This window comes from Vibrio comitans (genome assembly GCA_024346835.1).
In the GTDB taxonomy this organism is placed as follows: domain Bacteria; phylum Pseudomonadota; class Gammaproteobacteria; order Enterobacterales; family Vibrionaceae; genus Vibrio; species Vibrio comitans.
In genome coordinates, this window is record AP024867.1 from 478573 (window position 1) to 503105 (window position 24533).

At 44.4% G+C, this 24533-nt stretch carries 23 protein-coding genes; 16 read left to right on the forward strand and 7 right to left on the reverse strand.

What is annotated here, in order from left to right; genetic code table 11:
- Nucleotides 1-7: 7 nt before the first annotated feature.
- From OCU46_RS16005 to OCU46_RS16015, 3 genes are read right to left on the reverse strand one after another with little or no spacing between them, the layout of a single operon-like run.
- Complete coding sequence (locus OCU46_RS16005) at nucleotides 8-1492, reverse strand: aldehyde dehydrogenase (RefSeq protein ID WP_141270641.1); 1485 nt, start codon at nucleotides 1490-1492, stop codon at nucleotides 8-10.
- Between the two features lie 35 nt (nucleotides 1493-1527).
- Nucleotides 1528-2085, reverse strand: coding sequence for an HTH-type transcriptional regulator PuuR (puuR, locus tag OCU46_RS16010; protein WP_141270640.1), 558 nt, complete (start codon nucleotides 2083-2085; stop codon nucleotides 1528-1530).
- 13 nt (nucleotides 2086-2098) lie between these two features.
- Nucleotides 2099-2848: a gamma-glutamyl-gamma-aminobutyrate hydrolase family protein gene (locus tag OCU46_RS16015; RefSeq protein WP_141270639.1), complete on the reverse strand. Its 750-nt coding sequence runs from the start codon at nucleotides 2846-2848 to the stop codon at nucleotides 2099-2101.
- A gap of 332 nt (nucleotides 2849-3180) precedes the next feature.
- Between OCU46_RS16015 and OCU46_RS16020 the strand changes: the two genes are divergently transcribed.
- Nucleotides 3181-4524 carry a glutamine synthetase family protein gene (locus OCU46_RS16020; protein WP_141270638.1) on the forward strand — a complete coding sequence of 448 codons (1344 nt, stop codon included), beginning with the start codon at nucleotides 3181-3183 and terminating at the stop codon, nucleotides 4522-4524.
- A 15-nt stretch (nucleotides 4525-4539) separates the two neighbouring features.
- Nucleotides 4540-6015, forward strand: a complete 1476-nt coding sequence (locus OCU46_RS16025; protein WP_141270637.1) for a Na+/H+ antiporter NhaC family protein — start codon at nucleotides 4540-4542, stop codon at nucleotides 6013-6015.
- A 47-nt stretch (nucleotides 6016-6062) separates the two neighbouring features.
- Here OCU46_RS16025 and OCU46_RS16030 read toward each other — a convergent pair whose 3' ends face one another.
- Nucleotides 6063-6644, reverse strand: a complete 582-nt coding sequence (locus OCU46_RS16030; RefSeq protein WP_141270636.1) for a GNAT family N-acetyltransferase — start codon at nucleotides 6642-6644, stop codon at nucleotides 6063-6065.
- 301 nt (nucleotides 6645-6945) lie between these two features.
- Between OCU46_RS16030 and OCU46_RS16035 the strand changes: the two genes are divergently transcribed.
- From OCU46_RS16035 to OCU46_RS16060, 6 genes are read left to right on the forward strand one after another with little or no spacing between them, the layout of a single operon-like run.
- A complete protein-coding gene (locus tag OCU46_RS16035) occupies nucleotides 6946-7902 on the forward strand; it encodes an AAA family ATPase (RefSeq protein ID WP_141270635.1) in 957 nt (318 codons plus the stop codon).
- Nucleotides 7903-7913: 11 nt separating this feature from the next.
- The gene (locus tag OCU46_RS16040; protein ID WP_141270634.1) at nucleotides 7914-8915 is read left to right on the forward strand and encodes a DUF58 domain-containing protein; all 1002 of its coding nucleotides are present in this window, start codon (nucleotides 7914-7916) and stop codon (nucleotides 8913-8915) included.
- Between the two features lie 10 nt (nucleotides 8916-8925).
- Nucleotides 8926-9420, forward strand: coding sequence for a DUF4381 domain-containing protein (locus OCU46_RS16045; RefSeq protein ID WP_141270633.1), 495 nt, complete (start codon nucleotides 8926-8928; stop codon nucleotides 9418-9420).
- Nucleotides 9417-10385 carry a vWA domain-containing protein gene (locus OCU46_RS16050; protein ID WP_141270632.1) on the forward strand — a complete coding sequence of 323 codons (969 nt, stop codon included), beginning with the start codon at nucleotides 9417-9419 and terminating at the stop codon, nucleotides 10383-10385. The genes OCU46_RS16045 and OCU46_RS16050 overlap by 4 nt, the downstream gene beginning before the upstream one ends.
- On the forward strand, nucleotides 10378-12222 hold the full coding sequence (locus OCU46_RS16055) for a vWA domain-containing protein (protein ID WP_337972468.1): 1845 nt from the start codon (nucleotides 10378-10380) through the stop codon (nucleotides 12220-12222). The genes OCU46_RS16050 and OCU46_RS16055 overlap by 8 nt, the downstream gene beginning before the upstream one ends.
- A 5-nt stretch (nucleotides 12223-12227) precedes the next feature.
- The gene (locus OCU46_RS16060; RefSeq protein ID WP_141270630.1) at nucleotides 12228-13841 is read left to right on the forward strand and encodes a BatD family protein; all 1614 of its coding nucleotides are present in this window, start codon (nucleotides 12228-12230) and stop codon (nucleotides 13839-13841) included.
- Nucleotides 13842-13902: 61 nt separating this feature from the next.
- On the opposite strand, the gene OCU46_RS16065 is transcribed toward OCU46_RS16060, so the two are convergent.
- Nucleotides 13903-15618 (reverse strand): amidase, encoded by a 1716-nt coding sequence (locus OCU46_RS16065; protein ID WP_141270629.1) that lies wholly within the window; start codon nucleotides 15616-15618, stop codon nucleotides 13903-13905.
- Between the two features lie 312 nt (nucleotides 15619-15930).
- Between OCU46_RS16065 and OCU46_RS16070 the strand changes: the two genes are divergently transcribed.
- The 3 genes from OCU46_RS16070 to OCU46_RS16080 all read left to right on the forward strand — a co-directional run bounded on the left by OCU46_RS16070 (nucleotide 15931) and on the right by OCU46_RS16080 (nucleotide 17766).
- The gene (locus OCU46_RS16070) at nucleotides 15931-16908 is read left to right on the forward strand and encodes a permease (RefSeq protein WP_141270628.1); all 978 of its coding nucleotides are present in this window, start codon (nucleotides 15931-15933) and stop codon (nucleotides 16906-16908) included.
- 27 nt (nucleotides 16909-16935) lie between these two features.
- The gene (locus OCU46_RS16075; RefSeq protein WP_141270627.1) at nucleotides 16936-17169 is read left to right on the forward strand and encodes a thioredoxin family protein; all 234 of its coding nucleotides are present in this window, start codon (nucleotides 16936-16938) and stop codon (nucleotides 17167-17169) included.
- Nucleotides 17170-17256: 87 nt separating this feature from the next.
- Nucleotides 17257-17766 (forward strand): sigma-70 family RNA polymerase sigma factor, encoded by a 510-nt coding sequence (locus OCU46_RS16080; protein WP_371858833.1) that lies wholly within the window; start codon nucleotides 17257-17259, stop codon nucleotides 17764-17766.
- A gap of 51 nt (nucleotides 17767-17817) precedes the next feature.
- Here the strand turns inward: OCU46_RS16080 and OCU46_RS16085 are convergent, their stop codons facing one another.
- Nucleotides 17818-18582 carry an AraC family transcriptional regulator gene (locus tag OCU46_RS16085; RefSeq protein ID WP_244311369.1) on the reverse strand — a complete coding sequence of 255 codons (765 nt, stop codon included), beginning with the start codon at nucleotides 18580-18582 and terminating at the stop codon, nucleotides 17818-17820.
- Between the two features lie 188 nt (nucleotides 18583-18770).
- Here OCU46_RS16085 and OCU46_RS16090 point away from each other — a divergent pair, with 188 nt between their 5' ends.
- Nucleotides 18771-20990, forward strand: a complete 2220-nt coding sequence (locus OCU46_RS16090) for a glycoside hydrolase family 3 N-terminal domain-containing protein (RefSeq protein ID WP_244311368.1) — start codon at nucleotides 18771-18773, stop codon at nucleotides 20988-20990.
- Between the two features lie 59 nt (nucleotides 20991-21049).
- Here the strand turns inward: OCU46_RS16090 and OCU46_RS16095 are convergent, their stop codons facing one another.
- Entirely contained in the window at nucleotides 21050-21325 is a 276-nt protein-coding gene (locus OCU46_RS16095; RefSeq protein WP_141270625.1) for an I78 family peptidase inhibitor, read from the reverse strand.
- A 376-nt stretch (nucleotides 21326-21701) separates the two neighbouring features.
- Here OCU46_RS16095 and OCU46_RS16100 point away from each other — a divergent pair, with 376 nt between their 5' ends.
- The 4 genes from OCU46_RS16100 to OCU46_RS16115 all read left to right on the forward strand — a co-directional run bounded on the left by OCU46_RS16100 (nucleotide 21702) and on the right by OCU46_RS16115 (nucleotide 24463).
- A complete protein-coding gene (locus OCU46_RS16100; RefSeq protein ID WP_141270624.1) occupies nucleotides 21702-22040 on the forward strand; it encodes a DUF1840 domain-containing protein in 339 nt (112 codons plus the stop codon).
- Nucleotides 22041-22575: 535 nt separating this feature from the next.
- Nucleotides 22576-22743 carry a CCGSCS motif protein gene (locus OCU46_RS16105; RefSeq protein ID WP_141270623.1) on the forward strand — a complete coding sequence of 56 codons (168 nt, stop codon included), beginning with the start codon at nucleotides 22576-22578 and terminating at the stop codon, nucleotides 22741-22743.
- 48 nt (nucleotides 22744-22791) lie between these two features.
- Nucleotides 22792-23127 (forward strand): TehB family protein, encoded by a 336-nt coding sequence (locus tag OCU46_RS16110; RefSeq protein WP_141270622.1) that lies wholly within the window; start codon nucleotides 22792-22794, stop codon nucleotides 23125-23127.
- A gap of 367 nt (nucleotides 23128-23494) precedes the next feature.
- Nucleotides 23495-24463, forward strand: coding sequence for a phosphotransferase (locus OCU46_RS16115; RefSeq protein ID WP_141270621.1), 969 nt, complete (start codon nucleotides 23495-23497; stop codon nucleotides 24461-24463).
- Nucleotides 24464-24533 lie beyond the last annotated feature (70 nt).

Below are 24533 nucleotides of genomic sequence, written 5' to 3' on the forward strand. Positions count from 1 at the left end.
TGCGAGCTTAGGGCTGTAGACGAATCCATGTCGTTTTTGTTTCGGTGAATTTCTCCATTGCGTGAAGCGATTTGTCTCGCCCGTTACCACTCATCTTGAAGCCACCAAACGGAACAGTCATGTCCCCTTCGTTGTAGTTGTTCACCCAAACTGAACCAGCTTGAAGCTTTTTCGCGACACGGTGAACGCGATTAATGCTGTCACTCCAAAGTGCTGCACCTAGGCCATATTGAGAGTCATTTGCTATTTCAATAGCTTCTTGCTCTGTGCTGAATGGAATGACACACAAGACAGGGCCGAAGATCTCCTCCTGTGCTACTCGCATCTTGTTATTCACGTTATCCAAGATCACTGGTTCTACAAATGCACCTTGCCCGTCGACATCACCACCGCAACGCAATGTTGCGCCTGCTTCTGTGCCCAGTTCGACATAACTCAAAACCTTGGCTTTGTGTTCTTGATCTATCAGCGCGCCCATTGAAGAAGAAGGGTCGAGAGGATCTTTGGGTTGGAAATTTTTCGCAGCTTGAATGACTTTTTCTACAAACTCGTCTTTGATGCTTTCATGTACCAGCAAACGAGTAGCGGCTACGCACACTTCACCTTGGTTATAGAAGCAACCGCCTGCAGTTTCTGCTGCTGCTCGATCTAAATCGCCACAATCTTCAAAAACGATATTGGCGTTCTTGCCACCAGCTTCAGCCCAAACACGTTTTAGGTTTGTTTCACCAGACGCAATCATCAATTGGCCAGCTACTCGTGTAGATCCAGTGAAGGTAATACAGTCAATATCTTGATGACGGGAAAGTGCGTCACCTACTTCATGGCCAAAGCCCGTCAATACTTGAAAAATACCGTTAGGTAAACCCGCTTCTGAAGCTAATTTGCCAAGGAAGATAGCGGTTAAAGAAGACTTCTCTGAAGGTTTAAGAATGACACTGTTGCCAGCGGCAAGTGCAGGGCCTAGCTTCCAGCACGCAATCCACAGAGGAAAGTTCCAAGGAACAACCGCAGCCACGACACCAATCGCTTGATGAGAAATAAAGGCATGTACGTCTTTTTCGGTTGGAGCAACTTCGCCATACACCTTGTCGATTGCTTCTGCATACCAACGTAGTGCATTTGCGGCACCAGGAATATCGGTAGAGGAACTGTGAGCAATAGGTTTGCCCGTATCTAGGGTTTCAAGTAGAGCGAGTTCATCGTTGTGCGCGTCAATGAGATCGGCAAATTTGTTCAGGACGGATTTTCTATGGGAAGGAGCACTATCACTCCACTCTCCTTGTTTGAATGCGCGACGAGCACATCCTACGGCTAATTCTACGTCGTCAGATTGACAGCGAGCGATGTCTGTAATGATGTCATCTGTTGCTGGGTTAATTACTGCTAAACGTTCACCACAGATCGCTTCGGTAAACTCGCCATTGATGTAGGCTCTGCCTTCAATAGTTAGGCTTTGTTGCAGTTCTAACCAATCAGATTTAAGTTTCATACACTCTCCTTGTTTATCACAACAAGGAAAGCCCACTAGAATGTGGTTGGCGTATGCGCACTTATCATTCTGCAAGCCTTGCCTGTGTGATTTATAAATTTATGAGGCACAGTAGTGTCTATGACATAAGACTCACCGGCCTTGATGATGTAAGAATTGCCTTGGTATTCCAGCGTAATTTCGCCTTCTAATACCGTGCCAACCTCTTCACCCTCATGTTTTATTTCATCCGTACCTGTGGTGCTTTGTGGGGCGTATTCTTCAATTAGAAAACCGATCACCTGTTTCTTTGAGCCGTTGGTGACAAGCTTCATTGATACTGTATCGCTGCCCATTTCAACCAGTTCATCTGGCTTAAAGACCACTTTTTCTTCCGTTTTCCCTGCTTGGTCAAACGTAAAAAACTCTGATAAAGACAGTGAAAATACATTCACTATTTTTTGTAAAGAACTCACAGAAGGACTGACTTTGGCATTCTCTATAGATGAGATTGCGCTATGCGTTATCCCTGCTTTTTCTGCTAGTTCCCTTTGTGACAATCCATGCTGTTTTCGCAACTGAACAATATTTTGACCAATCAGTTGGTTGTCCATTGATAAAGCTCCTTTAAGAGTTAGAAGCCTCCATCATAAATTCTTTGAACAAGATCTTAGAGAAATGATTACTTGTTGCTTGCCATTCAGGGTGCCATTGCACCCCAACAAAGAACCTTTGATCTGGGAGGCTGAAGGCTTCGATGAGACCATCTGGGGCTGTTGCCTCTACTGCTAAGGTAGGTGCTAACGTTTTGACCCCTTGATTGTGAAGAGTGTTCACATCGAAACTTTGCGTATTTTGCCAATTGTATTGAGATAACCAGCCTTCAAACTTACTGTTTTCTTGCACCAATACAGGATGAGACGGTGCGTATTTCTCAGAAAAATCATCAGTTTGGCTTTCTCTATGATCATTATAACCAGATTCATGCACTGCAGGGGTTAAAGTTCCACCAAGTGCTACATTCATTTCTTGAAAACCACGACATATTCCCAGACACGGAATATCTCTATCTACTGCATGGCGAAGTAAAGAGATTGAAATCTCATCTCTCGCTTCATCCGTTTTAAGCTCGACGTGCTCTGCACCATAACGATGTGGAGCAACATTTGAATGACTACCAGGGAATAGAAAACCATCGCATACATCCAACATCACCTTGAGGTCATCCGAAGTGGTTCGTGGTGATATAACGATAGGTAATCCGCCAAAATCAGTGACTGCATCTAGGTAGAACTCATTCACAGCTTGTATTTGATAGCCCCCAAGAGACTTGCTGCAACTGACAACACCGATAATTGGTTTACGAGAGTCTGACATAGCCATTCCGTGCAAGATTTATTTAACACTCACATTACATATGGTCATTAATTCGAGCAACCAAATTGGTAGATATATTTAACAAAGCGTGACTAATGTCTGTTTTTTATGCGCAAAATGAATGAAATCCGGTCATTATATTGAGCAAGAAGCGTTCTGGTGTTAATAATAAGTTAAGAAAAACGAACATCAAATCGCATGAGAAATGCCTAGATATTCATTTAAGTGATTGAATATAGGTTAATTATTCATGCAATCAATTGCTAAAAATGCGTATTTTAACAATTTTAATATTTTGCACACGTTTGGTAATGAATTACTGGAGAGTTAAAATGGAATGGTTTCAACAGGAAGTTAAAAATTTTCGACAAAATTGGCCAAATATAGCGTTTATCGACCTTATTTTTACCGACATCAACGGAACGCCAAGAGGAAAACGCATTCCTGCAGAAGCTCTAGAGAAGGTGGGTAAAGGAATCGCACTGCCTCTGTCTACTATTACTCTCGATACCAAAGGAAATGTAGTTGAGTCAGCCGGATTAGGTGAAGAGCTTGGCGAGCCCGACAATATTTGCTTTCCTGTTCCAGCCTCTTTAACGCCAACAGCGCGAGAGAATACAGGCCAAGTGCTTCTGACTATGATGGACGATTCTGCTACTCAGCCCAGCCCTCTCTTTATTCGCAACATCCTTGAAAAACAACTCAAACAACTGAAAGACAACAACCAATATCCTTGCATGGCTTTTGAGCTTGAATTCTATTTAGTTGATAAACAACGAACCAAAACTGGTGAGCTGCTTAAGGCAATGAACCCTGCCAAGAATATCCGAGAAAAGAATACTGAAGTCTATGATGTAGACGGTCTCGATGACTATGATGGTTTTCTAACCGACCTAAATACCCTAGCCAAAGCGCAAGGCCTAAATACCTCTGGCGCGCTGTCTGAATCTGCACCAGGGCAATTTGAAATCAACTTCAACCATTCCCAGGATGTGCTTCGATCATGCGATGAGATCATCATTGCTAAGCGCTTGATTCGTCAGGTCGCAACTCAGCACAACTTTGATGCCACATTTATGGCCAAGCCTTTCGCTGATGAAGCAGGTAGCGGCATGCATGCTCATATCAGCCTTCTTGATTCAGACAATAACAATCTGTTTAGCCAAGACAATGGCGAAGCAAGCCCTCTTTTCTATCAAACAATGACGGCAATGCTGGCTCAATCGGCCGGTTCTATCGGTTTAATTTGCCCCAACGTAAATTCATACCGCCGTTTCGTACCCGGAGCCTATGTGCCAACAAAGGCTGACTGGGGAACAAATCACAGAGGCGTGTCTTTCCGCGTGCCACTGAGTGACCCAAAGAATCGTCGAATTGAGCACCGCATTGCTGGTGCTGACGTTAACCCTTATATCCTTGCTGCCGTAGTGCTGTCTTCAGTATTAGCGAGTGACCAATACACGCAAGAGCAATGTCCACCTGCTCTTAATGAAGAGGCGGCTGAACTACCTAGACGTATGTTCGAAGCCTTGAATTTACTTGAAGTCAGTGAACTCTCTCAGTTTATCTCGAAGGAGTTCATCGGTTTGTATCTAGCCTGCAAGCATAGCGAGTTAGCCGAATTTGAGCGTGCTATTACCACGACCGAAATCGACTGGATGCTACATACGGCTTAATAAAGGAACTATTACATGAATACACAGACCAAGACGATGCCACCATCGTTGAAAATCACCAGTAAACACACTTTTATCACTATCTTTTCAATAGCGGTTTTCCTCCTTTTTATCTCAATTGGTTTAAATCATGCTGAGGGGGAAGCGTACGGATGGATAGGCCTATTACCAACAGGGCTTGTACTGCTCTTTGCACTGACTACCCACCGTACGGTTGAAGCACTTTTCACTGGTGCTATCGCTGGGGTACTACTGCTTAACCCAACTCAAGCTGTGGAAGAAATTGTTGGCATCTCAATGGATGTAATGATGGATGAAACCATCGCATGGATCATTCTAGTCTGTGGTCTGATGGGCGGGTTAATCGCAATCCTTGAAAAGGGTGGCAGTATCCTTAGCTTTTCCGATATGTTGGTCACTAAAGTGAAGAGTCGTAAGCAATCAATGCTGATGACATTCGCTCTTGGTATCTTGATCTTCATCGATGACTATCTCAATGCGATTGCTATCTCCTCTTCGATGAAGAAGGTGACCGACGGTTACAATATCTCACGTGAAAAACTTTCTTATCTTGTGGATTCAACCGCAGCACCTATCTGTATCCTAGTACCTATCTCTACATGGGCGATATTCTTTAGTTCTCTGCTTGAAGCAAATGGTGTAGCGGAAGCCGGCGAAGGTATTAAAGCCTACATCCAAGCGATTCCTTACATGGCTTACGGCTGGGTAACGTTGGCGATTGTACTGCTAGTAGCTCTTGAGAAAGTGCCAGATCTTGGGCCAATGAAGGCTGCTGAAAAACGTGCAAAAGGCGGACAAGTACAACCTGATGACTCTGTAGAGATGGACTTAGGTTCTGATATTGCTTCACACACAAACCCTACAATGGGCCTAATCAACTTCTTGCTACCTATGGTCGTGCTAGTGGGAGCGAGCTGGTACTTTGGCATTGACCTATTAGCGGGTGTATTCGTAGCGATCATCTTTACCGTGTGCTTCTATGGCGTGCAAAACCTAATCTCTATGAACTCTATGTTTGATGCTATCTATGATGGTATCAAGGTGATGCTACTGCCACTAGCAACCGTTATCGGTGGTTTCATGTTGAAAAACGTCAATGATTCATTGGGCGTAACTCAGTATGTTATCGAAACGGTAAGCCCGCTGCTTTCTGCACAGTACTTCCCTGCAATTATCTTTATGATTACTGGCGCACTGGTATTTGCAACAGCGTCTTCTTGGGGTGTGTTTGCTGTCGCTATGCCTATCGTCCTACCTCTAGGCGAGCAACTAGGTGTACCTCTTCACCTAACGGTAGCTGCATTGCTTTCTGCATCTGCTGCGGGTAGTCACTCATGTTTCTTCAGTGACTCAACCGTACTATCGGCACAAGGTTCAGGTGTTACAGCAATGCAGCATGCGAGAACCCAGTTCCCATACGCACTGATTGGTATTGTAGCGACTTGTATCTTCTTCTTAGTTGTCGCTTAAACACTCTAATCTAATAAAAAAACAGAGGCCCGTTAGCCTCTGTTTTTCTATTTTTGCAAATACTGCTGCCGGGTCATGCCATAGTGCAAGCGATCATCAAAGCCATTATCTAACTTGTAGTAATCCTTTTGCACGCCCTCTCGCTCAAAGCCATTTTTCTCTAGGGTGCGATACGAGCCAACATTGGTGGCATAGCAATCCGCACACACTTTATGCGCTCCTAGAACCTCAAATGCCATTTGAGTAAAGAACTGACAAGCTGCCGTAGCTATGCCCTGCTTCCATGCGTGTTCTGAAAGCTGATAACCAATCTCATAACTCCCCTCCAAAAACATCACGCTTGTTACAGCAGCCATTCCCATATAACGCTGATCGTTATCACGGATAATACCAATGATGTTGTCAGGGTAAGTCTGACTCTCAATAGCCTGCCTAGTATTCTCAATCATTGGCCCAAAATAGCCTTCGTACATCTCCACTGGCGCTGGAGCAAAAAACAAATACTCAGTCACTTTTGGGTTATCTAACATTGCAATAATATCTTGCAGATCTGGTTTTTGAATGAGTTGCATGGTTAGCTGTGACGTAAGGGGGACACGCTCACCCTTGAGGAATTGTTGTATAGACATTGTTATTGCTCTTTTATCATGATTTATCACAGTCTAAATGAAGTGGAGACTATCGTCATCTTGGAGAACTAACAATGCTTTATTGAAGGTTGAAAACGTCATAATCAACCCATTGTTCAGCAACTAATTTCCTACTAGATCGTGTTTATAACCCCTTGAACTTACGGTAAAAGACCCTAATGTTACCCCTAGTCATCAATGCCTGTATATTTGGACAAAACAATGACAAAAGAAAGGGAACTTTCTTTTAGATTTTCCATCTATCTATTTATTCAAATGCTCGCTTTAAGGAACATCACACATGCCAGCGCAGTCATTCCAGCAACTACAACGCTATCTAGAATCTCAAGTTATTGGTCAAGACAACCTCGTTAAGCAACTGCTCGTTGCGCTACTGGCCGATGGTCATATATTGGTGGAAGGGCCTCCAGGTCTTGCAAAAACACGTGCTGTAAAGTCACTCGCAGACTGCATTGAAGGAAGCTTTCATCGGATTCAGTTCACGCCCGACCTTCTTCCGTCTGATCTAACAGGCACAGATGTCTATCGCCCAGAAACAGGCGAATTCGAGTTTAAATCAGGGCCTATTTTTCACTCTTTAGTACTGGCCGATGAGGTCAACCGTGCACCTGCCAAGGTGCAAGCTGCCATGCTTGAAGCGATGGCGGAGAAGCAAATCAGTGTGGGTCAAACTACCTACCCTCTACCAGAACTTTTCTTGGTAATGGCGACTCAAAACCCTATCGAGCAAGAGGGTACCTATCCTCTGCCAGAGGCTCAGCTTGACCGCTTTCTACTTCATCTCGAAGTCAATTACCCTAACGCAGAGAGTGAGCTAGAGATTTTGCGCCTTAATCGAGGCGAGGCTTTAGGCGAGATTCAACGCTTCGAAACCCCACTGTCACAGCAGGATATTTTCGAGGCTCGCCGTCAAGTTTTGTCTATTCACATGGCCGAAACCATAGAGAAATACATCATTCGCTTGATCATGGCTACACGTGATCCCCGAGCTTACAGCGATGATCTCGCAAAATGGATTGAAATGGGTGTGAGCCCGCGTGCCACCATTGCTTTAGATAGAGCAGCGCGAGCCAATGCATGGCTATCGGGCCGAGATTTTGTCAGCCCAGAAGACATCCATGCGGTAATATTCCCGGTACTACGCCACCGCCTACTGCTGACCTACCAAGCACAGGCCGAAGGGGTTACCGGCAATGCTGTCATCGAAGAACTTCTACGAACAGTCGCATCAGCTTAAGGCCGTCACCTATGTTTCCAGGCCTTAATATCCGCCACTTATTCGCGACCAAAGCCAATAACGTCAATCCACTTGAAGCGGCTATCGCTTCTGGTGAGCTGCCTATTGCCTGTAATGGTGTGACGGCCAGTGTTGAAGAGCTAAGTTTCTACCAGATCCACGGCAAACGCTGGCAGCCACCAGCGAAAAGTCTTTGGTCGCAGCTCAATGGACAACATACTAGTTCGCGCAAAGGACGAGGGATGACCTTCTCTGAAGTGCGTCAATATCAAGCGGGCGACGATGTACGTCAAATTGATTGGCGTGTAACCGCACGAACCGGGAAAGTGCATACCAAGCTGTTCACTGAAGAGCGCGAACGTCCAGTAGTGCTGTTTATTGACCTTACCGCGAGTATGTTCACTGGAACTCAACTGCTATTAAAGTCTGTGCAGCTTTGCCATCTAGCGGGGCTACTTTCTTGGATTGCTATTGGCAGCAAGGACCGAGTAGGCGCGATCATTCGATGTGGTGATACGCTGGCTGAGATCCGTCCATCTAGCTCAAAATCTGCGGTGCTTCAGTTACTCAACCGCTTGTGCGAGATTCACAATCAAGGCTTGAATATGGGAATCACTACTCAAAAGGACGAGCAGCGCGATCCCTTTCAGGCCCTAGCCAATCTTTGTCGTAAGGGCAGTGAGTTGATCTGTCTTAGTGACTTCTCGACGCTATCAGACCAAGACATCACCTCAATAACGCAGATTGCTGCACATAACCGCGTAAGAGCCATACAAATCTACGACCCAATAGAACTTGGAGACACTCACGCCAAAGGTATTCAAGCACTGCAAGGGAGAGATCAGGTTTTTTCCGTGAATTTATCCAGCAACAAGGCCAAAGATTCCATAAAACACGCATTCACGCATCAACAACAGCAGTTAAGCGAGCAACTGAGCCAATATGGCATTACGCTCTCGCAGGTTTCCAGCGGCTCACCGCTATTACAACAATTGCTACAGCACCCTTTTTAAGTATTACTACATGAGTCAAATAGAACAGGCACACACCTTGCCACTAAAACCTCTTCACTTACCGCTTGAGCCCAGCTTTTGGCCCCTACCTTGGGGTTACTGGAGCCTATTGGCACTGATAGCTATCGCTCTTATCTTAAGCGTTGTAATACAGCGCAAACTACGAAATAAAAGCCGAGCTAAAAAAGCCGCGTTGCAAATCCTAAAGCAAGGTTCAAACAGCCTTACCGTTTCAGAAGTTCAAGAGTTATTGCGACAGGCTGCGTTGAGTTACTTCCCACGCAACGATATCGCTAAGTTGACCGGAGCAGAGTGGTTAGCGTTTTTGGACTCGCAACTTGCCACGCCTCGCTTCTCTCCGAATAAAAAGCAGTGGCAATCCGTATTGTACTCATCTGGGGTGAACGACCACGCAGTCAATACATCCTTGATTGAAGACTGCGGATATTGGATTGAGCATGCACTGCCGCCGAAGAGAAAATACAAAGACTGGAACGCATCATGAATGGTTTTACCTTTGAATGGTGGTGGATGCTTTTGGCGTTGCCTCTACCTTATTTGGCATTTCGCCTTTTAAAGGAACAGAGATCTTCATCGCTGGTTGTCCTCCCTCATGTCACGGGGGCGACTGTGACGCGTGACAAGACAGAGAAGATTGCAAAGCTGTTCGCCATTTTAGCTTGGATTCTGTTAGTCATTGCTAGTGCCAGACCCGTTTGGTACGGCGATCCTATCGAGGTTCACCCCAAGCATAGAGATATGATGTTGGTTATCGATTTGTCTTACTCCATGAGCCAAGAAGACATGAAACAAAATAATGATTACATCGACAGACTGACGGCAGTAAAACAGGTAGTCACAGACTTTGTCGATAAACGCACAGGAGACCGATTAGGGCTGGTGTATTTCGCTGATCATGCCTACCTACAAACGCCGTTGACCTTTGATCGTGAAACGGTGAAGACACAGTTGGATCAGACAGTATTAAAGCTCATCGGCACACAAACCGCTATTGGCGATGGTATTGGCTTAGCGACCAAGACCTTTGTTGACAGCGACGCTCCGCAGCGAGTAATGATTTTGCTTAGTGATGGTAGTAATAACTCTGGTGTTCTAGACCCGATTCAAGCGGCAGAAATAGCCAAGAAGTTCAACACCACCATCTACACCATCGGAGTAGGAGCCGGCGAGATGCAGGTACAAAACTTCTTTATGACTCATACGGTAAATACAGCGGAAGATCTCGACGAGAAAACCTTAATCAAAATAGCGGATACGACTGGCGGTCAGTACTTTAGAGCGCGTGATGCGAAAGATCTAGCCACCATCTACGACACCATCAATGCCTTTCAACCTATTCAAAAAGCCACTCAATCTTGGAGACCGAGAACAGAATGGTTCATGTGGCCTGCGTTCATCGGCTTACTGCTGGTTATCGTAACGGTCATGATAAGGAGAAATGATGCCTAGTTTTGAGTTTCTTTATCCCGAGGCCTTGTTGTTGCTTATCCCATTAGCCGCAATTATCGTGTGGCTAAGAAGCAAGGTCACAAACTCTCAAGTGATTGCCTCACATCTAGCAACTGCAATGGCAGACAAGCCATCAAACAACAAGCGCCATTATGGATGGGTAGCATTGCTTGGCACCATCATCACCGTCTCGTTAGCAGGCCCTAGTTTTGAGAAACAAGCAATCCCAGTATCTCAATCTGAGCACGCAAGAGTGTTAGTTCTGGATATGTCTCGCTCTGTGTATGCCAACGATATTAAACCCACTCGTCTGGCACAGATCAAATACAAAGCGCAGGATCTATTGCCACTATTAAATCAAGGCCAGACAGGCTTAGTAGCCTATGCGGGTGATGCTTATACGATCAGCCCGTTAACCACCGATTCTGCAACCCTATCTAACCTTGTTCAAAACCTGTCGCCCGAGATCATGCCGATACAAGGGGCAAGGGCAGATTTAGGAGTGAAGCAAGCCATATCTATCATGAAACAGGCCGGCTTAAATCAGGGTGAGATTTTACTGTTTGCCGATGATCTCGATACTCAAGAGCTAGAGCAGATCAAAGCGCAATTAAGTGAGGGAAATTGGACCTTATCAGTGCTCGCCTTTGGCACTGCAGCAGGAGCACCGATCCAACTGTCTGATGGTTCATTATTAACCACCGCAAATGGCAAGACTGTTATAGCGAAAACTCAGCTAAGCAATCTTCGCTCAGCGGCACGTGAGGGTAACGGTCAGTTCGAGAGATACCGCCACGACAACCAAGACATTGCGAACCTAGTTTCAGAATCCTCATTTGATGCGGTTAACACCAAAGTGAAAGGCGACGAGCTGGAAACCAAGATCAACAATGGGTTTTGGCTGCTACCGTTTGCCTTGCTGTGCGCTCTACCCCTATTTCGCAAAGGTGTAATTTTCTCATTAGTTGCGATGATGTTTAGCTTTGGTCTTGTCCCTAACCATGCACAAGCCTCCGTCTTAGATAGTGCATTTTCTAACGCCAACCAACGAGGTTATGCATCGTTTCAAGACAAAGACTACGAGCTTGCAAGTCAGGAGTTCCAAGATACGAAATGGCGCGCTGCAGCCCAGTATGAGAGTGGCGATTATGAAGGTGCGATCAATAACCTCAAAGGCCATTCTGATACCGACTCGCTGTACAATCTTGGTAATGCTTATGCGCAAAATGGTGACCTAGACCAAGCCATTGCAAGCTATCAAAAGGTACTGCAACAACAACCTGAACATGCCGATGCCAAATACAATCTTGATATTGTGCAACAGCAACAGCAACAGCAACAGCAACAGCAACAGCAACAGCAGGATTCTGAGAGCAATTCAAATCAGGATCAACAGAACAGTGAGCAACAATCTAAAAACAATCAGAGCAACAAGGACAAGTCAGATTCAAGCCAAAGCCAGCAGTCTGAGCAGTCTGAGCAGTCTGAGCAGTCTGAGCAGTCGCAGAATAACCAGCAATCCCAACCTTCACAATCAGAGCCCACTGACAACGAAGGCAAGTCGTCGCAAAGTGAAAATCAAAAACAAGAGCAACAACAGGCTCAAAACGAACAGCAAGCACAAGCTGAAACAGCGGCCAATGAGCAAGAGTTAAACAACGACGAAGAAGGCGAGCAACACTCTGCGGCTCTCTCGCAGCAACAAGAAGTCGATCCAGATATCAGAAAGCTAGAGCAAGTCGAAAGCGTGAGAGATCCTAGCTATTTGCTCCGTACACAAATGCTTCTTCAAGCAAAAGATAAAGCAGCCCCCTCATCAACAGGGAAAGATTGGTAAACGTAATGATTAGATTTAAACCCCTCTTCACCACATTAACGCTAGTTGCAGGCTTGGCTTGTAGCTTCTCCTCGTGGGCGCTTAATATCACAGCCAGCGTCAGCAAAACGAGCGTCTCTAAGGATGAGATCATTCAGTTAAAGGTTGCTGCCGACGAGAAGCTTGATGGCGGCAAGATCAACTTTGATACTCTATCGGATAATTTCTATGTGGGTAGGCCAAGCTTCAGCTCTTCGGTTAATATTATCAACGGTAAACGCTCAGATAGCAGTGTATGGACCGTATCTATTGCACCTCAAAAAACTGGGTCCGTAACCATCCCAAGCTTTAAGATCGATGATGCAATAACAGACCCCATCACGCTCAATGTCGGTGTAGGGGAACAGGTACCAACCACTACAGATATCATTGAGGTGAGATCAAAAATCGGTAAGAAAGAGCTTTACCCTAATGAAAGCACTCAATTAGATGCTCGCATCATTGTGAAAGTAGACCCTCGCCGACTGCAAAACCCAAACCTGACCCAGCCCATCGCTTCAGGTTTAAAGATTGAACCGTTATCCGAACCTCAACAGTATCAAGCAGTACTTGATGGTGTAGAAGTACTGATCATTGACCAGAAGTTCCGAGTAACGGCAAGTAACAGCGGTGATTTCTCGATTAAATTACCGACCCTAACAGGCGCAGTTCGATACGGAAACAACCGTAGTAGTACTCGAATCATCAATCTTGACGGTAAGTCACCTACTGTCAGTTTAACCGTGCTACCTGTACCTGAAAATTATCAAGGGGCTTGGCTACCAACCTCTAAGCTAGACCTATCACAAAGCTGGCAGTTGGATAACAACGAAGTTAGCTCCAGTGATTCTGTAACCATAGAGGAAGGCGACTCCCTCACACGCACCATCACACTTACAGCAACTGGGCTTGGTACTTCACAACTACCAAATTTGACCATAAATAACCCTGATGCTTTTCGTGTCTACAGCGAGAAGCCAGCATTTAGCGACAATGATGATGGCTCTGTAACTATGACCACCAAGCAGGTGCTCATAGCCAAAAGAAGCGGTGAATTTTCTTTGCCAAATGTGCCTGTTCAATGGTGGGATTCCGTAAACAAAAAAGCCCAAACAAGTGAAGTAAAAGGGCTCAATGTGACGGTCAATGCGAGCGCATCCTCAGCTAGCGCACCTCTTTTACCGCAATCGCCAACAACTAATACTCAGATTGTTAAAGACAGTGGTTTCTGGCCAATACTCACCGCTCTCTTTGCCTGCTTGTGGGTATTCTCGACCGTGATGTGGTTACGCGGCAGAAAACAAAGCCCATCAGTAGCGCCGAGCGTAGACAAAGCTAAAACGCTTTCGTTGAAATCCAAGCTAATAGAAGCCATTGAGCAAGGCGACCCAATCAAGGCGCAATCACTTTTAGAACAATGGCTAACCATCCAAGAAGTTGATCTCGAAGATGCCAAAGCCATTCGCGCTGAAATGAATTTGATGAGCCAGAAGGTAATGGGAGCGGAGCCCTCGACATGGGATAAAAATACGCTTGTGAACTTAATAAAGCAGGCTAAAACCAGAGAAAAATACCAGACAGAAGAGCTTGCGAGACTTTAATCCAAAGAGAAACTCAACCGCTTTGTGAAGAGCGGTTGAGCTGTTTAAAGATATGCTTCCTCTAGTTCATCATTTCTTCATCGAAGCCAGTTCTCATCATTAATTGATTAGAAATAGCTGGAGGTGTCATATCTTCGGTTAGTACGGGTTCAATTCGAGGAGAGTAGGCCTGCTCATAAGCATACGCAAGTGCAAGCAAGCGACCTTCATCAAACTCTCTTCCTAGCATTTCCAATCCTACAGGCAAGTCAGAACCAGTATCTGACTCTACATACCCTACTGGCATGGTCAAAGCAGGAAAGCCAGTAAACGGACTGATGCGGTTTGCTGAACCAGATTCAGTTGGATTGCCGCCATGTGGTCCAGCGATACCAGTGATACTTGGATAAATTAATGCATCATAGTGCTGACCTAAACTTCCACCATGTTCATCTTGGTTGTTTAAGGTGCGCAGAACTGCTGTACGGAACACTTCTGGTCGCTCATGTACATTCTTCAAGTAATCTTCATCGTTCCAACGATCTTGTCCCATTGTCGCGTACAAATTGAAGCTACCTTCACTGGCAGGTAGATACTCTCCACTACTGTGCACCTGATCAAATGAACGATAGTGGTTGTCCAAATCGGAAGACCATGTCTCCAAATACTCAGTCAAGCTGTAAGAAAACTCGAAACGAGATAAACTCATGTACTCCGTCAATAAATAATCTAGATCTGGAATTTCCACATCTTCAACAATTGCACCTAGCTTTTCCATATTTTCAATAGCAAGATCCATGGCCTTCTGAACCTGTTGGTTCTCTTGCGAAGAGCCAGTGCCAAACAGGCTTCTCACTACACCTATACGAGCTCCATTCAGTTTATCTGCGTCTAAGTATTGCGTGTAATCATTCTCACCTGTCACGACTTGATACTGAGAAGCATTGCTCATCAACGGCGCGTCAATAGCAAAAAGAACTCTTTGCCCACTGTATTGGCTTTCGTCATAGCCTGCCATTACACTTAAAAAGGAAGCACAGTCGGATACATTGCGACACATCGGCCCAGCTGTATCTTGAAAAGGTGCTAACGGCATAATGCCCTCTTGAGATAAAAGTCTCATAGAAGGTCGAATACCAACAAGTCCTTGTACACTTGATGGAACGCGTATTGAGCCCCCAGTATCAGTACCAATACCAACTAGCGCTAAGCTCGCTGAAACTGCCGTACCTGTACCAGATGAAGAACCTCCCGGGCCTTTACTCAGGTCATAGGCATTACGAGGAACACCTCCTAGTAAACTTCCCCCAGTATAGCCAAACGCATACTCATGAAGGTTTGCCTTGCTGATTACAATCCCCCCTGCAGCACGTATATTCCTAACAATATACGCATCAGTTAAAGGTTGGTTGTTTGCTAGTGCTCCACCTGTCGTCAACATATCACTAGTATTTACATTATCTTTTACTGTTACAGGTACACAGTGTAAAGGTCCTTGTAACCCTTCCTCTGCAAAGGAGGTATCCAATTCTCTAGCTCTTTCTAACGCCTCTTTATTCACAGTGATCAAAGCATTTAGTTCTGGACCAGAACGATCTAGCGCTTCAGACCTATCAAGATAAGTTTCTATAATTTGCTCACAGGTATGCTCCCCATTAAGCAATGCTTGATGTATACCCGCAATTGTCGCAGCTTGCGGGTTAAACTCTTTTTGCCCCACATCATCGTTATCATCAGAAGCGCTTTTACAACCTGATAATGCCAACAATACCAACAGTGAACACGTTTTGAGTTTCATAGTAATCCTTATAGTGATTGAGTATTTTGCAATATCACTTCACTGCAACCAATGTGCCAATTCTAATTAAGGCTTTGTTTTAAATGGGGAGTTAGATGCATAACTGGAAATTTACACTTTGAAATAGGATTAAGGACATAACTAGAGTTAAAACAATAAATGATGCTTTACAGCCTATTAACAAGAGTTGTACCAACCAAAAGCTGCACCAAAATAAAGCACATACCAATACGATTGATTAGCGTAGGAAAAAAGCATCCTTTTCCGATCTCATACGTGTTGTTACTAGCAGACACACACAAGGAAAGAACGTTGCACATTTTCACTCTACTCGCCAGTTGGCTAACCTATGACGTCTTTGGTCTAGATCCCTCAACCTCAGCCGGTATAGGACTGCATTTCTTCATTGAAGATACCAGTAAGATCCTCGTCTTATTGGTGGTGCTCATCTATATGATTTCTTACCTTCGTGCCAGTTTGAGTGTTGAGAAGGTTCGCGATTATCTGCAGGGCAAAAACAAAGCTTTAGGTTATGTTCTCGGTTCAATGTTCGGTGCTGTCACACCTTTTTGTTCTTGTAGTTCTATTCCCTTATTCATGGGCTTCGTTTCCGCGCGTATTCCAATCGGTGTGACTATCGCCTTCTTAATCACTTCACCGCTGATTAATGGGGTGGTCATCATCATGCTCGGTAGCATTCTTGGGCTTAAGTTCACCATCATGTATGTCGCCATTGGCATGTTGCTAGGCATCTTTGCTGGTGTTGTGCTCGATATGTTTAAAGCACATCGCTGGCTACAACCTTTTCTAGCAAAAGCTTACCTAGATGAAGAAAGCCCTACTAAAACGACCGCTGCAGAGTCTGTTGCTATGAACCACCAGCAGCGCCATGCGTTTGCCAAAAATGAAACCAGCGACATTGTTAAGCGTATTTGGAAATGGGTAATTATTGGTGTTGGCATTGGCTCCTTTATCCATGGCTTTGTCCCTGCACAATGGTTTGAAGAAAATCTCGCCAATGGGCAATGGTGGACAGTGCCTGTGGCCACGCTAAGCGCAATACCTATCTATACCAATGCCTCCGGCGTAGTTCCTATCATGGCCTCTTTAATTGATAAGGGGATGCCCTTGGGTACAACGCTCGCCTTTTGCATGGGCGCGGTAGCGGTAAGCCTTCCTGAATTTATGATGCTTAAGCAGGTGATGCAGTATCGCCTACTTGGCGCTATCGCCATTTATTTACTCATCGCCATCACTATCACTGGGTGGCTATTTAATGCTTTTTATTAAGTATCTCATTAACTTATGGAGTTCGTTATGAAAAATATTCAAGTCTATGGTACAGGATGCAAGGGGTGCACTGTGACTGCCGAGCGCATTGAACAAATCGCCAAAGAGCTAGGCCAAAGCGTCACAATAGAGAAGGTCACCAGTTTAGAAGATATTATGCAAGCAGGCGTTTTAAGTACCCCAGGAATAGGTATTGATGGCATCATCAAGCATACTGGCTCTGTGCCAAGTGCGGAACAAATTCGTGATCTATTAGCCTGATTGATATCGCAGCCAAGGTCGCTGTACCACACTTGAGGTATAGTGACTTTAGCTATTTAAAATAGGACATTGGCAATGAAGTGCCTGATGAAAGCATGGGGCGAAACTGAGCATCAACTGTATGGCTGGTTGATCAAACAAACGCAAAGTCAGCAAGAAACTGAGGACATCATGCAAGAGGTGTTTCTCAAAGCAATGAAGAATAGTGAACGCTTCTGTACTCTAGAAGACGGGAAGTCATGGCTATTTCGTGTCACTAAAAACCTGATTATCGACCGTCTTCGTAAAAAGATGGAGTGCGAAGATATCGAAGAGTTTGTTGCACCTAGCGAGATCCCGCCAGTGATGACACAACTACAGACCTGCCTCCCTCGACTACTGCCCAAACTCACGGATAGTGAGCGAGACATCATAGAACAATGCGACCTGTTTGGTGCAACCCAACTCGACTATGCTACGCGAAATGGTCTAACCCTCTCAGCCACCAAGGCTCGTCTTCGTCGGGCTCGCAACGAACTCAAACACAAGCTCATCGTTGAATGTAAGGTTGAACAAGATGACAGTGGAGTATGTTGCTTTAAGCGGATTGAAGGATAGTCAAAACTACGAAGCGACTAGATCGTTAAACAAAGCTTTGTCTCTACAGTTCTATCTATTCTTCACAAACTCCTGCTTGCGATAGTCTCTTGGAGAGATATCAACTTGCTTACGAAACACTCGAGAAAAGTAATTACTGTCACTAAAACCACAGCTTTGAGCTATTTGATTAATGCTCAGATTGATATCACTGACCAACAGCTCTTTAGCTCGAGAAATCCGTTTATCACTCAAGTATTGGCTGGGTGTAGTTTGAAAGAACTGATGAAATAATCGCTCAAGTTGTCGCGTGCTTAAGAAACTATTAGTCGCAATATCAGTGGCACGTAGATTCGATTCAAAATAGTTTTCCTCGATATAAGACAAGGCACGAGCTAGAGCTAAGGTATTCTTTTGCTTAGGGTTAGCTTGCTCTGGGTAATTACGCACTAAAAGAACCGCAAGATGCTGAAGCAAGGCCATCAATACCGGCTCAAACCCAAGGGCAGCCTCGGTGTATTCCTCCTCTATCTCTTTCAACAGTAGCTCTACCTTTGCCAAGGTGCTTGTTTGCAAGTTGAGATACGGTACTTCAGATTCTTGTTCACGCGCTAGCGGGTCAATATTAAACAGGGCTTGATAGCCTGGTAAAACACGGATGCCTGAGGTTTCAAAATAAGGCTTTTGTCCATCAAACATCAGGTTGTAGATGATCAACCCGTTCGCATTACTAAAACCGTGCTCTACAGTTCCATTCATAACAAACACATCACCCGTTTTAATGGTCGAGCGCTTATTACCAACAATATGTTCAGCTTGACCTGACAACACTATCATCAGCTCCGAAAAATCATGTCGATGCAGATGAAATGCCCCATCGTGTATTGCTGGCTGAATACAGAAAGGTATGTGCGGGTGAAGTAGGTGAGAGCTAAGTCTATAAGTCGTTATCATGTCGTAATAATGCTAATAATTGTCGCTTTTGGCAAGGTTTATAAGGTATTGAAGGCTTAAGGTAAACCAAAATGATTGGAGAACCAAAGATGACTCACCCTTACCAGAACCCAAAACTTAGCATCCAAGAACGCCTAGACGACCTTCTATCTCGCATGACGGTTGAAGAGAAAGTTGGGCAAATGCTACAACTTCCTGCGCATGATCAAATCCATGTTGATAACCTAGAAGCCATGAATGTGGGCAGTTACCTACACTGTACCGATGACCAACCACAGCAACTTCAAGACCGTGCCGCTAACACCCGTCTTGGCATTCCACTGATCTTCGGTATTGATGCGATTCACGGACACTGCTTTGAAGACGATGCGACCGTATTCCCCACTCAGCTAAGCGCTTCTTGCTCTTGGGATAAGAGCTTAATGGAGAGAATGGCTCAAGTAACCGCATTTGAAACTCGTGCTTCTGGTCAGCACTGGACATTTTCACCTGTGCTCTGTGTTGCAAGAGACCCTCGCTGGGGACGTGTAGATGAGACCTATGGTGAAGACCCATGGTTAATTGGCGAGCTAGCGGCATCGACTATCGTGGGTTACCAAGGTAACGATTTCTCAAGCGAACATTCCGTCCTCGCGTGTGCCAAACACTATGTTGGCTACGGGGAAACCCTTGGAGGACGCGATTCCTACGAAGCAGATACTTCAAGAAGAAAACTGCTTTCGCTGTTCTTACCACCCTTTGAAAAAGCGGTTAAGCAAGCCAAATGTGCGACGTTAATGACAGGCTACCAATCTATTGACGGCGAACCATGCACCACCAACTCATGGCTGCTAAAAACAGTCGCTAAGGAGCAATGGGGACTGGATGGATTTATTGTTACCGATTGGAACAACGTGGGTTCTCTGCATGACAAGCAAGGCGTGGCTGCCACGCTGAAAGAAGCAAGCTACAAAGCTTTGCTCGGTGGCAATGACATGATGATGACCACACCAGAGTTCTACCAATCTACCATCGAACTGGTAGAAGAAGGCCTTGTGGATATTTCACTCATCGACGATTCCGTTCGCAGAATTCTTGAGGCTAAGTTTAAGTTAGGCTTGTTTGACGAGCAGCGTTACACCCCGTTAGAGCAGAAAAAGCTGCTGGGCAGTGATGAGTCATGGGAGATATCCCTTGAAGCGAGCCGCAAAAGCTTGGTGCTTCTGAAAAATGATAATGTACTGCCGCTATCATCAAACCAAATCAAGAAAGTGCTCGTTGTAGGTCCTAATGCAGACGACATTATTGCTCAGCTAGGCGATTGGTCTTTTGGCTCTATGCAAGCAGAGGCAACTCACGAAAATTACCACCGAGGCCATACCATCACTCCTTTGACTGCCCTAAAGCAGATGGGAGAAGAACAAGGGTTTGAAGTGGAGTACGTCAAAGGTGCAGACTGCTTAGACAACGAATTTGAAGAACTCGATAAAGCCCGTATTGCAGCTGAGTCGGCTGACGTAGTAATTGCGTGTGTTGGCGATACGCTAAAACAAAATGGAGAGTTTCATGACCGTGCAAATCTCGATTTAAGTGGCTATCAAAATGAACTCATTGATGTGGTAAGTAAAACTGGGACACCTGTTGTTGGAGTTTTGGTTGCATCCAAACCATTGACCATTCCTAAGATGGTTGAACAATGTAGCGCTGTCGTCTCTGCATTCAATCCAGGGTGTAAAGGTGGCCAAGCATTAGCAGAGCTATTATTTGGGCAGTACAACCCAAGCGGAAAACTCACCATCTCCTTCCCACACCATGTAGGACAGGTACCAGTCTATTACAACAAGTTTGCTGGTTGGCATGCACTACTAGAAGCAGATTTAGACAATCAAGAGCGCTACATCGATATGCCTGAAACACCATTATTCGCATTTGGTGAAGGTATTTCATACACCCAATATGAGTACTCTGACTTGCAGATTGAAAACCCTACTCTGTCAGATGGTGAAGACCTCAAATTCAGCATCAAGGTTTCTAACGTAGGCGAGCTTGATGGAGTAGAAATCGTTCAAGCGTACTTCAACGACCTATTCAGCTCAGTAACTACAGAGATCAAAAACCTTCGAGCATTTGAACGAATCACGCTACGAGCTGGTGAAAGTAAGGTAGTTCACATGACAATTGCATTTGATGATCTAGCCCTTATCAACTCAGCACTAGAGCGAGTTGTAGAACCTGGTGATTTTGAACTAATGGTAGGCGCGAGCTCCAAAGATAATGATTTGATCAAAGCTAATTTCAAAGTTGTTGCTTAATCTGAATAACTAAACAATGCCAAATCACCGAGCGTGGTGATTTGGCAGTACCCTCTATCCTAACCTTTCCAGATTTTGACGATTTTCCCTTCTGAGTCAACTTCGATGTTTACGCGATCGGGATTGTGATCCATTGTAAGCATTGATCCGCTGGTATAAGTACGCAATGGATGTCCCATCAAAGAACCAATTTCCTGTTGCTCGATGTTATCGCTCATCTCTTGTTTCGCATCCATATCTTTGCCGTCCATATTGCTGGTCGTAGACATTGACTCACAGGCAGTCAAAGTGAATAGGGCAGTTGCAGTGATCATTGCAAGATGCAGCGTTTTCATAATGTTTCTCCTATTATTAGGTACGCAGTTTTTATGTTTACGATTTAGAGTTTGGGTTAAATTTTGTAAAACTTCACGACTCTTACAAGGTTTTGTTAGCGATAGAACAATACTCTATCGAACGAATGAAACGTAACATTGCCAGTCACTCATTTAAATAATGATAGTATTCCCTCTTAGAGTTCAAAGCGCACGTCGCGATTAGCTTGTTTTGTCTGATACTGGCTAAAGCGACCAAGACTGGTTTGCCGTTCATCCTTAAACACATTGTTGTCCATTAGAATTTGCGACTTAACGATATGCGTCTTCCATCAAATACGAGCCCTGCAAACTGAGCTATGATGGTTCCAAATCACTATGAAAGAATCTCATTACTATGTTGATTACATTCAAATGTAAAGCTTATGCCAACGTCATCTTATTTGGTGATATTGGATTACAGATGTTAAAGATGATGGGGCACAGTGGTGCGGTTAATGGAGCCATATTGGCTTCGGATGTCCCTGCTGCCCTTAAACAGTTGAAAGCAGCTATCGACATAGAAAGAAGCGCCCCAACTATTGAAGAACGCGAAGATGATGATGAAGAACAGGAGATGATCGATCCACCTGTCAGCCTAGTCCATCGAGCCTTGCCATTAATTGAACTATTGAGTGCTGCTGAAAAACAATCATGTAATGTGATGTGGGAAGCAACAGGTGACATCGCCCCCTAATTTCTTATTACCTTATCAAGCAAAGGCGTGCGATAAGGTTTTGAGAGTACCGATTTCAACAATTAGTATTTCAAGCGTTCTTTCTCAATTTGAGTACAACCACAGCTCGTCATTTCAATATTTCGAGGGTAGTAACTCGCTCACCATTTAGCTTGTTCCCCAAACTTCAAGCTCAGACTCCCCATAATCATTTTCCTATGAAACGTTTATCCGCCCTCTATCCATTTCAAGTGATTTACAGCAAGAACTGCCTCATCTTGAGTCAGTATGTCATTACTGATGGATTCTTTCTCAAATTTTATGGTAATTGATAATTAAGGATTAACCACGTAACCAATTGATATGTATGAATTTCAATAAAATTAGAATAGTGTGAAGCTATTTTGTGCTTAACGAGTGTGGCTAAAAAAGCTTGATCTGACCCAAATACAATATAACATGCATTATATATACACCTTTAGGTGTTGAAGCATTATTATTCCCTACCGCCACTTTGCGTAGTGAATAAAAACCAATCAATGAAGGGTACCGACTTATGACATTTTCAGTGAAAAAACTATTTGGTAAAAAAGACGAACAATCAACAAATGCCGCACTCCAAACACAACAAAACTCAAATCTAAAAACAGAAGAACGCACTGAAAAAGAATCAACCAAGAAAAAACATGGTGAACCAGGTGTTTGCTGCGGTTCTTGCTCATAATTGTTAGTCAACAACCATTTCTGCAACTGAACTAAATTGGTGACTGATGTGTCGATTCCAAATGATTTTATAAACTATAAAAAAACTGATGTTTTCACAAAAGAAACTATTCCTAAGATGTTTTTGTTTGAGCACAACACAAAAGCAGGCGTATACGGAAAAATCAGAGTAATTTCAGGGACATTGCAGTTTACTGGGTTCAAAGTCCGCAGAGGCGAAGTCGACAATCAGTGTTTAGTTCAAGAAGGTGAACATCTCATCTCACCGCCGGAGTACTGGCATAAAGTTGAGTTTATTACCGAAGATACTCAATTCTATGTTGAGTTCTATGCTCAAAAAGATTCAGAGATCGTGAAACAAAATCTCAGCGAGCGAAATGATTGATTGTGCCGAGTTAATTGTTAAATCGTAATCTCAATGTGCTAGGCACTGTTGCTTGGTGCTTTGAAGGTGTAAACCAAGGCCGTTAGGCTTTGGCGTTAAGATCATCGGAAAGTAACCTTCAATGAATCTACTCCAGCAGGCGAACTATTCAAGATGTTTGGCTTCACTACTGAGTGATGTCATCTCTACTGTCAATGAGCTATTGAACAACTAAGTTCAATAATGATAGCTAAGCTGCCTGTAGTTAGGCCATTCAGGCGACTTTTTATTTACCATTCAAACACCTGACATTACGCAATTCATTACTCTCAACATCCCCCTACGTGGTACATTACCCGTTATTATTCCCCAACAAGTACACACTAATATGGACTATTTATCACTCACTCAAGAGCTTGGTTATCGGACGCTTCACAGCACGCAAACCATTCAAACGCTTTGGGGCGGATATGGTGAACTAGTTCGTTTACTTGTTGATGATGAAAGCATTATTGTTAAGCACATTACTCTGCCCCGCCCACAAAACCACCCCAAGGGTTGGAACACTGAACGATCACATCAAAGAAAAATTAAGTCTTACCAGGTCGAACTGCATTGGTATCAGGATTATGTAGCCGCGCTACATCCTGCATGCTCTGCCCCATTGGCGACCAAGGTCATTGAAACTGAGCATTCTTGTTTAATCGTGATGCAAGATTTGATGCAACTGGGCTACGCTGAAACCGTTACCACAGCGAACGATATTCACCTAGAGGCGTGCTTAAAATGGCTGGCGTGGTTTCACGCTAGCCACATTCATAATCAAGGCAATGGCCTCTGGGATAGCGGTACATACTGGCATATTGAAACTCGACCAGATGAGCTAGAGGCTTTAGACGACAAGGCATTAAAAGCCAATGCCCACAAGATAGATAGGATATTAAAAGATGCCCCCTTTCAAACGATTGTTCATGGGGACGCAAAGCTCGCTAACTTCTGTTTTACAGAAGAAGGAACTCAAGTCGCTGCGGTAGATTTCCAATATGTAGGCAAAGGCTGCGCAATGAAAGACGTAGCGCTATTCATCAGCAGCGCTGTTGATCCTAAATTGTGTGCAACAAAAGAAAAGTGGCTTCTTGATACGTATTTCAAGCACTTAAATGCAGCCATCGAATCTTGTCAGCCAGCCATATCTTTCTTGAAAGTAGAAGCAGCATGGAGACCATTATTCTGCATTGCCTGGGCTGATTTTCAACGCTTTGTGAAAGGCTGGAGCCCAACTCACTGGAAGATTAATGACTACACTGAGTCACTTACAGTTAAGGCATTGCGGTCTTTATCGAGCTATCAGCGCTAGAACTTCATTCATTCGCAATAGGTTCCGTATTGCAATAAAAAATCGCCTCCACTTAACTGATTGAAGGCGA

Bases quoted from the DNA above. Each gene is read 5' to 3' on its own strand.
- OCU46_RS16005 (WP_141270641.1), bottom strand. From the start codon at position 1,492: ATGAAACTTAAATCTGATTGGTTAGAACTGCAACAAAGCCTAACTATT.
- puuR (WP_141270640.1), bottom strand. From the start codon at position 2,085: ATGGACAACCAACTGATTGGTCAAAATATTGTTCAGTTGCGAAAACAG.
- OCU46_RS16015 (WP_141270639.1), bottom strand. From the start codon at position 2,848: ATGTCAGACTCTCGTAAACCAATTATCGGTGTTGTCAGTTGCAGCAAG.
- OCU46_RS16020 (WP_141270638.1), top strand. From the start codon at position 3,181: ATGGAATGGTTTCAACAGGAAGTTAAAAATTTTCGACAAAATTGGCCA.
- OCU46_RS16025 (WP_141270637.1), top strand. From the start codon at position 4,540: ATGAATACACAGACCAAGACGATGCCACCATCGTTGAAAATCACCAGT.
- OCU46_RS16030 (WP_141270636.1), bottom strand. From the start codon at position 6,644: ATGTCTATACAACAATTCCTCAAGGGTGAGCGTGTCCCCCTTACGTCA.
- OCU46_RS16035 (WP_141270635.1), top strand. From the start codon at position 6,946: ATGCCAGCGCAGTCATTCCAGCAACTACAACGCTATCTAGAATCTCAA.
- OCU46_RS16040 (WP_141270634.1), top strand. From the start codon at position 7,914: ATGTTTCCAGGCCTTAATATCCGCCACTTATTCGCGACCAAAGCCAAT.
- OCU46_RS16045 (WP_141270633.1), top strand. From the start codon at position 8,926: ATGAGTCAAATAGAACAGGCACACACCTTGCCACTAAAACCTCTTCAC.
- OCU46_RS16050 (WP_141270632.1), top strand. From the start codon at position 9,417: ATGAATGGTTTTACCTTTGAATGGTGGTGGATGCTTTTGGCGTTGCCT.
- OCU46_RS16055 (WP_337972468.1), top strand. From the start codon at position 10,378: ATGCCTAGTTTTGAGTTTCTTTATCCCGAGGCCTTGTTGTTGCTTATC.
- OCU46_RS16060 (WP_141270630.1), top strand. From the start codon at position 12,228: ATGATTAGATTTAAACCCCTCTTCACCACATTAACGCTAGTTGCAGGC.
- OCU46_RS16065 (WP_141270629.1), bottom strand. From the start codon at position 15,618: ATGAAACTCAAAACGTGTTCACTGTTGGTATTGTTGGCATTATCAGGT.
- OCU46_RS16075 (WP_141270627.1), top strand. From the start codon at position 16,936: ATGAAAAATATTCAAGTCTATGGTACAGGATGCAAGGGGTGCACTGTG.
- OCU46_RS16080 (WP_371858833.1), top strand. From the start codon at position 17,257: ATGAAAGCATGGGGCGAAACTGAGCATCAACTGTATGGCTGGTTGATC.
- OCU46_RS16085 (WP_244311369.1), bottom strand. From the start codon at position 18,582: ATGATAGTGTTGTCAGGTCAAGCTGAACATATTGTTGGTAATAAGCGC.
- OCU46_RS16090 (WP_244311368.1), top strand. From the start codon at position 18,771: ATGATTGGAGAACCAAAGATGACTCACCCTTACCAGAACCCAAAACTT.
- OCU46_RS16095 (WP_141270625.1), bottom strand. From the start codon at position 21,325: ATGAAAACGCTGCATCTTGCAATGATCACTGCAACTGCCCTATTCACT.
- OCU46_RS16100 (WP_141270624.1), top strand. From the start codon at position 21,702: ATGTTGATTACATTCAAATGTAAAGCTTATGCCAACGTCATCTTATTT.
- OCU46_RS16105 (WP_141270623.1), top strand. From the start codon at position 22,576: ATGACATTTTCAGTGAAAAAACTATTTGGTAAAAAAGACGAACAATCA.
- OCU46_RS16115 (WP_141270621.1), top strand. From the start codon at position 23,495: ATGGACTATTTATCACTCACTCAAGAGCTTGGTTATCGGACGCTTCAC.